4 protein-coding genes are annotated in these 9,696 nt (G+C 64.5%); 3 read left to right on the forward strand and 1 reads right to left on the reverse strand.

The features are described from left to right. Positions 1–773 precede the first annotated feature (773 nt). Complete coding sequence (gene tdh / locus ACTOWK_RS23285) at positions 774–1,808, reverse strand: L-threonine 3-dehydrogenase (RefSeq protein ID WP_215495312.1); 1,035 nt, start codon at positions 1,806–1,808, stop codon at positions 774–776. A 147-nt stretch (positions 1,809–1,955) separates the two neighbouring features. On the opposite strand from tdh, the gene ACTOWK_RS23290 reads away from it, so the two are divergent. From ACTOWK_RS23290 to ACTOWK_RS23300, 3 genes are all read left to right on the forward strand, one after another. Next, complete coding sequence (locus tag ACTOWK_RS23290; protein ID WP_441332456.1) at positions 1,956–4,124, forward strand: S46 family peptidase; 2,169 nt, start codon at positions 1,956–1,958, stop codon at positions 4,122–4,124. Between the two features lie 260 nt (positions 4,125–4,384). Beyond that, entirely contained in the window at positions 4,385–6,475 is a 2,091-nt protein-coding gene (locus ACTOWK_RS23295; RefSeq protein WP_441332458.1) for a S46 family peptidase, read from the forward strand. Positions 6,476–6,849: 374 nt separating this feature from the next. After that, positions 6,850–9,027: a S46 family peptidase gene (locus ACTOWK_RS23300; RefSeq protein ID WP_441332457.1), complete on the forward strand. Its 2,178-nt coding sequence runs from the start codon at positions 6,850–6,852 to the stop codon at positions 9,025–9,027. The last annotated feature ends 669 nt before the right edge of the window (positions 9,028–9,696 follow it).

Consider the following 9,696-nt stretch of genomic DNA (forward strand, 5'->3'; position numbering starts at 1 on the left):
GGACATCCGTATGCCGGCGGAGGTGTTTCTGGAGAAGCTTTACAGGCGGCCGGTGAACTTCTCTATTGAGGACGTGCTTGCGGTGGGGTGATGCACTTGGATGTTGACTCCGCCTTAGCTTTCTTTTATTGCTTTAGACAAAAGAAAGTAACCCGCCGCTTTAGTGGCGGAAGCTTTAGGCGTTTGATCTGGATCTTAGATCTTGCTTGAGAGAAGCGCGGCGAGACCAATGCAGCGTGGTCGCGGCTTGCGCCGCTCCTACCCTTAGATGCTGCGATCACGAGGCCTCAGTCTCTCGCCGTTTGCGGCTGGAGCCAGGGTAGGAGCGACGCAAGTCGCGACCGCGCAGTTGACGGTTGCGGGGTTTCTTACCGCAGAGCGGTGAAGCAGCATCAACATCTAAAGCTTCCGTCCGCTGACGCGGCCGGGTTACTTTCTTTTGCTGGCCCAAAAGTCCCACAGGGAGTTCCTTCGGTCAAAGCTAACCAAAGGGAGGCCTTCCTTGACGAAGCTCCCCTGCGAGCACTCAGCTTGCGCCGGGATTTTCCGATAAGACGTCCCTGTCTTATCGGAAAACGCCGCACGTCCTGTGCGGCGCCCTCCGGGTCTGCACTTGACCGGCAAAGCGGCAAAGCAAAGCAAAATCTCGGCAACGGCAACGGCAACCAACGCGTGCAGACACGCCGTGTTACCCGCAGATGCGACGAAGGCGCCCTAAGGCGCCCTCGTCGTGACCGGTCTCGCGTTACCTATTGCCAGGCGCTACGCCGCGATCAGTTCCAGCTCAACACGACCTTGCCGGCCTTGCCCGCTTCCATCAGGTCGAAACCCTTCTGGAACTCGTCGATCGGCAACTGGTGGGTCAGCACCTTGCCGAGCGGGAAGCCCGACAGCACCAGTTGGGTCATCTTGTACCAGGTCTCGTACATCTTGCGGCCGTACATGCCGTGCAGGGTCAGGCCCTTGAAGATGATCTTGTCCCAGTCGGCGCCAGCGCCCTTGGGCATGATGCCGAGCATCGCGATCTTGCCGCCGTGGTACATGCAGTCGAGCATGTCGTTGAAGGCGCGCGGGTTGCCGCTCATTTCCAGGCCGACGTCGAAGCCTTCCATGTGCAGGTCGGCCATCACGTCCTTGAGCGACTGGTTGGCGACGTTGACCACGCGGGTGGCGCCCATGTCGGCGGCGAGCTTCAGGCGGAAATCGTTGACGTCGGTGACGACGACGTTGCGCGCGCCGATGTGCTTGCAGATGCCGGCGGCGATGATGCCGATCGGGCCGGCGCCGGTGATCAGTACGTCTTCGCCGACCACGTCGAACTCGAGCGCGCAATGCGCGGCGTTGCCGTAGGGGTCGAAGAACGCGGCCAGTTCGCTCGGGATCTGGTCGGGGATCGGCCACAGATTGCTGGCCGGCATGACGATGTATTCGGCGAAGGCGCCGTTGCGGTTGACGCCGATGCCGACGGTGTTCGGACACAGGTGCTGGCGACCGCCGCGGCAGTTGCGGCAATGGCCGCAGACGATGTGGCCTTCGGCCGAGACGCGTTGGCCGGGACGGTAGCCGACCACGCCGGGGCCGAGATCGACCACGCGGCCGACGAATTCATGGCCGATCACCAGGCCGGGCTTGATGGTGCGCTGGCTCCACTCGTCCCACAGGTAGATGTGCAGGTCGGTGCCGCAGATCGCGGTCTTTTCGAGCTTGATCAGCACCTCGTTCGGGCCGGGCACCGGCACCGGCACTTCTTCCATCCAGATGCCCTTACCGGCTTCGCGCTTGACCAGAGCCTTCATCGTTTGCGTCATGGGAATCGATACCTGAGAGCTGCGGCCGTGCCGCGCGGGAGACAGGCGCGAATTATACGCCGGCGATGCGGCCGGGGCCGGGCGGGGGTTTGCCCGTGCCGGCCGGCTTGGCCTATCGTCGCGGTTTCGTAATGTTCCGGAATGACCATGCGCCCCCGTGTGTTAGCCCTGTCCCTGGCGCTGTGCGCCACCGCCGCCCAGGCCGACGAAGGCATGTGGATGCCCTCGCAACTGCCTGAGATCGCGCGCCAGCTGCGCGCCGCCGGTTTCAAGGGCGATCCGGCCGATCTGGCCGAGCTGACCCGCGCGCCGATGAACGCGGTGGTCAAGGTCGGCGGCGCCACCGGCGCCTTCGTCTCCGGCGAGGGCCTGGTGCTGACCAACCACCACGTCGCCTTCGGCGTCATCCAGTACAACTCCGGCAAAACTTCCGACGGCCGAGAGCGCGACCTCATCGGCAACGGCTTCGTCGCCGCCGACCGCGCCGCCGAGTTGCCGGCCAACCCGGATTTCCGCGTGCTGGTGACCACCGGTTTCGACAAAGTCACCGAGCGCATCCTCGCCGATGCGCGCGGCAAGCGCGGCCGCGCCTATTACGAAGCCGTCGACGCCGCGACCAAGGCGGTCGTCGCCGAATGCGAGCGCGAAGCCGGTTATCGCTGCAGCGTCGCCAACATGTACTACGGCACCGACTTCTATCTGATCCGCCAGCTGGAGCTACGCGACATCCGCCTGGTCTACGCGCCGCCGGACGCCATCGGCAACTACGGCGACGAGGTCGACAACTTCGTCTGGCCGCGCCATAGCGGCGATTTCACCCTGTTGCGCGCCTACGTCGGCAAGGACGGCAAGCCCGCCGATTACTCGCCCGACAACGTGCCCTACGCACCGCCGGGCCATCTGCAGATCGCCACCGATCCAGTGCGCGAAGGCGACTACGCCATGCTCGCCGGTTACCCGGGCGTGACCTTCCGCCACCGCATGGCGGCCGAGTTCGCCCAGCAGATCGAATGGCAGCTGCCGTCGCGCGTGGCCTTGTACGCCGGCATGATCAAGACCGTCGAGCAGGCCGCGGCCCACGACGCCGAGGCCAAGGTGCGTTATGCCGCGCAGATCGCCGGTTTCAAGAACACGCTCAAGCGCGCCCAGGGCGAACTCGACGGCCTGCGCCGCAGCGATGCGGTGCGGGTGCGTCGCGACGACGAGACCGCGATGCTCGCGTGGCTCGGCAAACAGCCCGATGCGAACGCAATCCGGGCCGACATCGATGCGGCGCAGAAAGTGCTCGATGCCGCCGCTTCGACCCGCGACCGCGATCAACTGCTGACTGCCATCCGCACCCAGGCGCAGTTGTTGAATGCCGCGCTGACCGTGCAGCGCCTGGCACTGGAACACGGCAAGCCCGATGGCGAACGCGAGACCGGTTATCAACAGCGCGACGAAACCCTGATCGCAGGCCGCCTCAAGCAAGTGCAACGCCGCTATGCGCCGGACATCGAGAAGGCCTTGCTGCTGGATCTGCTGAGCCAGTACAAGGCGCTGCCGAAAACCTCGCGCGTGCCCGAGTTCGACCGCGTCTTCGCCGGCGAAGACAGCGTCACTCTCAAGCGCAGCCTCGATGCGCTGTATGCAGGCACCCGACTCGGCGACGAGGCGGTGCGCCTGCAGGCGATGCAGGCCGATGCCAAGACCCTGGCCGCATCCGACGACAGCTTGTTGCGCGCCGCGGCGACGCTGTTGCCGGCGATCCTGGCGTTGGAAGAACAGAACAAAGAGCGTGAAGGCGAGCTGCTGCGCCTGCGCCCGGCCTATATGCGCGCGCTGATCGGCTTCCGTAAATCGCAGGGCCGCGCGGTATATCCGGACGCCAATTCGACCCTGCGGGTGAGCTACGGCGCGGTCAGCACCATGGACCCGCGCGACGGCGTGCGTTATCGGCCGCTGACGACGGTGCAGGGTATCGTCGAGAAGCACACCGGCGTCAAACCTTTCGATGCGCCGCAGGCCTTGCGCGATGCGATCGCCAAGGGCGACTACGGCAGTACCGTCGATCCCGAATTGAAAACCCAGACCGTCGATTTCCTGACCAACCTCGATACCACCGGCGGCAACTCCGGCTCGCCCGTGCTCGACGCCAACGGTCGTTTGATCGGTCTGAACTTCGACAGCAACTGGGAAGCGGTCAGCGCCAGCTGGATGTTCGACCCGCGCTACAAGCGCGCGATCCACGTCGACATGCGCTATATGCGTTGGTTGTTGGCCAAGGTCTATCCGGCGCCGCACTTGCTCGGGGAGATGCGGTTGCCGGCGGAATGAGAGCGAGGAGTGAGTTCAGAAGAGTGAGAAGCGAGCGACGGGTTTCACTTGCGCTCCCGCTCTTGCTCACTCCTCACTCCTCTGCACTCGCTTCTGCCTCCACATGGCGACCCGGTGCCGTCCAAGCTAGAATCGGAAGCCATTTTCTTTTTCGAATCAGGGGTATACGCATGCGTTACACGAAACTGGCTACGGCCATGGTCATGGCCGGCACGCTGGGCGGATGGGGCGTCGCCACGACCGCCCAGGCCGTAGAAGGCATGTGGGTGCCGCAGCAATTGCCGGAAATCTCCGCACCGCTGAAGCAGGCCGGGCTCAAGCTCAACGCCAAGCAACTGGCCGACCTGACCGGCGACCCGATGGGCGCGGTGGTGTCGCTCGGCGGCTGCACCGCGAGCTTCGTCTCGCCGCGCGGTTTGGTGGTGACCAACCATCACTGCGCTTACGGCGCGATCCAGCTCAATTCGACCGCGCAGAAAAACCTGATGCGCGATGGCTTCAACGCCGCGGCCCCGGGCGATGAAGTCTCGGCCGGCCCGGCCTCGCGCATCTATGTGCTCGATTCGATCCAGGACGTGACCGCGCAGATCAAGAGCGCGATCGCAGAGGCCGTCGAGCCGATCGATCGCACCCATGCGCTGGAAACGGTCGAGAAGCAACTGATCGCCCAGTGCGAAGCCGAGCCCGGTTACGCCTGCGAGGTCTACAGCTTCTTCGGCGGCGGCACCTACCGCTTGTTCCGGCGCATCGAGATCAAGGACGTGCGCCTGGTCTACGCGCCGCCTGGCAGCATCGGCAACTACGGCGGCGAAGTCGACAACTGGATGTGGCCGCGCCACACCGGCGATTTCTCGTTCTATCGCGCCTACGTCGGCAAGGACGGCAAGCCGGCCGCGTACGCGAAGGACAACGTCCCTTACCAGCCCAAGCATTACCTGAAGATCGCCGACAAGCCGCTCGGCGAAGGCGACTTCGTCATGGTCGCCGGCTATCCGGGTCGCACCAACCGCTACGCCTTGGCCGCCGAGTTCGACGCCACCGCGGACTGGAGCTATCCGACCCTGTCGCAGCACTACAAGAACTTGGTCGCCCTGGTCGCCGAAACCGCTAAGAAAGACCCCGAAATCGGGGTGAAGTACGCCAGCACCGTGCGCGGCTGGCAGAACACCCTGAAGAACTACGACGGCCAACTCGAAGGCTTCGAGCGCATCGGCGTGGCGAAGAAGAAGCACGCCGACGAAGAGGCGGTGCTGGCCTGGCTCGGCAAGCGCGGCAAGGCCGGCGCGCCGGCGCTGGCCGGCCACGCCACGATGGTCGAACAGATCGCCGCCGCGAACGCGCACCGCGAGCGCGACATGGTGTTCTCGCAGCTGCGCCGCTTCGGCGTGATCGCCGCGTCCGGCACCTTGTATCGCCTCGCGGTCGAACGCGCCAAGCCCGACGCCGAGCGCGAGCCCGGCTACCAGCAGCGCGATCTGCCTTCGATCAAGGCCGCGTTGGAACAGATGGAGCGCCGCTACGACCCGCGCATGGACCGCGAGCTGCAGGCCTACTGGCTGCGCGAGTACGTCAAGCTGCCGGCCGGCGAGCGCATCGCCGAACTCGACCGCTGGCTCGGCGGTTCCGACGAGAAGGCGATCAAGCGCGCGCTCGACAAGCTGGCCAAGACCAAGCTCGGCAGCGCCAAGGAACGTCTGGCGCTGATCGACGACGACCGCGCCGCCCTGGACAAGAGCCGCGATCCGGCGATCCAACTGGCCAAGGCGTTGTTCCCGGCGGCATTGCGCCTGGAAGAGGAAGGCAAGGCCCGCGACGGCGAAACCCTGGTCGCGCGCCCGGCCTATCTGCAAGGCGTGATCGACTATCGCAAGAGCAAGAAGCAGGCGGTCTATCCGGACGCCAACTCGACCCTGCGCATCACCTTCGGCAACGTCAAGGCCTACACCAAGCTCGACGGCAACAAGCAGGCCTCGTTCACCAAGCTCGAAGAGGTCGCCGCCAAGGCCACCGGCGAAGAGCCGTTCAACGCGCCGCAGAACCTGGTCGATGCGATTTCGGCCAAGCGCTACGGCGGCTTGAGCGACAAACGCCTGAAGACGGTGCCGGTGAACTTCCTGTCCGATCTGGACATCACCGGCGGCAACTCCGGTTCGCCGGTGCTGGACGGCGAGGGCAAGCTGGTCGGCCTGGCCTTCGACGGCAACTGGGAATCGGTGAGCTCGAACTGGTTGTTCGACCCGGTGATGACCCGGATGATCTCGGTCGACCAGCGCTACATGCGCTGGATCATGCAGGAGGTCTATCCGGCGCCGCAGCTGCTGACCGAACTCGGCGTGCCGGCGAAGAAGTAAGCCGCCGCAGCAATCCGTAATCGCAAACGCCGGTCGGTTCGCCGACCGGCGTTTGCGTTTGTGTGAGTGCGACGATGCAAAGGGGTAGGAGCGGCGCAAGCCGCGACCGCGCGGTGGCGGCTTGCGCCGCTCCTACCCCGACAGCGTGAAGCCATGCGGCGAGACTTGTCGAACTAACGAAATTTTTAGATTGCCGGGCGGCCGGACAGGGGCAGAAACCACAAACACGCTGAAGCGCGACGAACCGCATCGTCGTCAGGTCCCTGTTCGACGGATCCGGAATGGCCTTCGCAGAAACAGCCGGGCTAGACTCGACTTCCCGCCTTCCAAGGGACGCTTTGATGCAATACACGGTGCTGGCCCGATCACTGGCCATGGCAGGGACGTTGTCGTGCACGCTGGCCTGGCATGGGGCCGCCCGGGCGGTCGAGGGCGTATGGACGCCGCAGCAATTGCCTGAACTCGCAAGCAAGCTCAAGCAGGCCGGGTTGAGGGCGACGCCCAAGCAACTCGCGCAACTGAGCGACCCGAAAGGCGACCCATTGGGTGCGGTGGTGCCGTTCGGCGGTTGCACCGCGAGCTTCGTCTCGCCCAAGGGCCTGCTGTTGACCAACCACCATTGCGCGCTCGCCGCGCTGCAACTCAACTCGACGCCGCAGAAAAGCCTGCTGCGCGACGGTTTCAAGACCGGCACCAACAACGAGGAAGTCTCGGCCGGCGCCAACGCGCGAATCTTCGTGCTGGATTCGGTGCAGGACGTCACCCCGCGGGTGCAAGCGGCATTGACCGCCGCGGCCGATCCGCTGGCGCGCATCGCCGCGCTCGACGCGCTGGAGAAACAACTGGTCGCCGAGTGCGAAACCCAGGCCGAGTACGGCTGCCGTCTCTACAGTTTCTCCGGCGGCAACCGCTATCAACTGCAGCGCAGCATCGAGATCAGCGACCTGCGCCTGGTGTATGCGCCGCCGGAAGGCATCGGCAATTTCGGCGGCGAGACCGACAACTGGTCGTGGCCGCGCCATACCGGCGACTTCGCTTTCTACCGCGCCTACGTCGGCAAGGACGGCAAGCCGGCGCCGTTCGCGATCGACAACGTGCCCTACCAACCCAAGCGCTGGCTCAAGATCGCCGACAAGCCGCTGGGTGCGGGCGATTTCGTCATGCTTGCCGGGTTCCCGGGCATGACCAACCGCTACGCGATGGCCGACGATTTCGAGGCCAACGCCGATTGGACCTATCCGACCGTCGCCGCGCATTACCGCCGCCTCGCCGCGTTGATCGAAGCCGAAGGCCGCAAGAGCCCCGAGGTCGCGAGCAAGTACGTCGGCACCCTGCGCGGTTGGTTGGGCGCCGCCAAGAGTTACGAAAGCCAGATCGAAAGCTTCCGCCGCACCAACGCGGCCCAGGCCAAGCGCAGCGAAGAAACCGGTCTGCTGGAGTGGCTGCGCAAGCAAGGCGCGAGCGGCGAGGCGGCCTTGGCCGCGCATGCGCGCCTGGTCGAACTCGGCCAGCAGGCGCGCGCTGAACGCGACCGCGACCTGGTGCTGGGCCAGTTGTATGCGACCGGCACCCTCAGCGCCGCGACCCAGTTGTACCGATTGGCGATCGAGCGCGACAAACCCGACGCACAACGCGAGAACGGCTACCGTCAACGCGACCAGGGCGCGTTCGAGAATAGGCTCAAGCAAGCCGACCGACGCTTTGATGTGCGCATGGACCGGCAGTTGCAGAACTACTGGCTGCACGAGTACGTCAAGCTGCCGAAAGAACAGCGCGTGGCCGCGCTCGATCAATGGCTCGAAGGCGACGACGAAAAGGCGATCAAGCGCGCCCTCGACCGCATCGCCAAATCGCGCTTGGGCAACCCCGAACAACGCGCGAGCTGGCTCAAGGCCGACCGCGCCACCTTCGAGAAAAGCAAGGACGCCGGCAAGGACGGCGCGATCCAGTTCGCGGTCGCGGTGATGCCGACGATGCTGGAGATGGAGCGCGAGATCCGCACTCGTGCCGGCGAGACTTTGAGTGTGCGCCCGGTGTACCTGAAAGCGCTGGCCGACTACCGCAAAGGCCTCGGTCAGCCGGCCTATCCCGACGCCAACGGCTCCCTGCGCATCAGCTACGGCACCGTGTCGCCGTACACCAAGGACAACGGCGCCAAGCAATTGCCATTCACCCGCATCGAAGAAATCGCCGCACGCAACAGCGGCAAACCGCCGTTCGATGCCCCGCCGGCCTTGCTCGATGCGATCACGGCCAAGCGTTTCAGCGCCAACCTCATCGACAAACGTTTGGGTTCGGTGCCGGTGAATTTCCTCGCCGACCTCGACATCAGCGGCGGCAATTCCGGCTCGCCGGTGCTGGACGGGCAGGGCAAGCTGGTCGGCATCGCCTTCGACAGCAACTGGGAATCGGTGAGCGCGAGCTGGCTGTTCGATCCTGCGTTGACCCGGACGATCTCGGTCGACCAGCGCTATCTGCGCTGGGTCCTGCAGGACGTGTTCCCGGCGCCGAGGTTGCTGGCGGAGATGGGGGTTCCGGCGAGCGGGAAGTAGGTGGTCTGCCGCTGTTTAGATTGTCGTTGCCGCTTTTTTTGCAGTTGCAGTTGCTGTGCGCCGCTTAGGCCTTGCGAAGGCAATTGAAGACCCGAAGGGCGGCCCGCATGGATGCGGGCCGTTTTTCATCGGGACATGGATGTCCCGTATGGAAAAGCCCTGCGGAAGCACCGATCATGCGGGCTGGTGATTCAAAACAAAGCATTTTTCTTTGGTTACCTTTCTTTTGTTGCTTTAGACAAAAGAAAGTAACCCGCCGCTTTAGTGGCGGAAGCTTTTGGCGTTTGATCTAGATGTAGATCTTTCTCGAGTGATGCGCCGCAAGACCGACGCAGCGTGGTCGCGGCTTGCGCCGCTCCTACCCTGGCTCCAGTCGGGAGCGGCACGAGATTGTGGCGTCGTGGTTGCCGCTTCTAGGGTAGGAGCGACGCAAGTCGCGACCATGCCCTGTCGGCCTCCGGCGTTTCGGTCAAGCAAGTGCAAAGCTTCCGTCCGCTGACGCGGCCGGGTTACTTTCTTTTGCTGGCCCAAAAGAAAGGTAATGCACTGTCTAACCTCAAGCGCATCACTCGCCTTTGAGGTCAGCGCATGGGAACCCGGTACAGCCACTTCAGCGCCGAAGAGCGCGGTGTGATCATGGCCATGAAGCAGCACGGCCATAGCGGCCGG

This window comes from Lysobacter sp. CA196 (genome assembly GCF_052078695.1).
Lineage (GTDB): Bacteria > Pseudomonadota > Gammaproteobacteria > Xanthomonadales > Xanthomonadaceae > Lysobacter.

What these genes read in the sequence shown, in the direction of transcription:
- tdh (WP_215495312.1), bottom strand. Translation starts at nt 1,808, where the DNA reads ATGACGCAAACGATGAAGGCTCTGGTCAAGCGCGAAGCCGGTAAGGGC.
- ACTOWK_RS23290 (WP_441332456.1), top strand. Translation starts at nt 1,956, where the DNA reads ATGCGCCCCCGTGTGTTAGCCCTGTCCCTGGCGCTGTGCGCCACCGCC.
- ACTOWK_RS23295 (WP_441332458.1), top strand. Translation starts at nt 4,385, where the DNA reads ATGTGGGTGCCGCAGCAATTGCCGGAAATCTCCGCACCGCTGAAGCAG.
- ACTOWK_RS23300 (WP_441332457.1), top strand. Translation starts at nt 6,850, where the DNA reads ATGGCAGGGACGTTGTCGTGCACGCTGGCCTGGCATGGGGCCGCCCGG.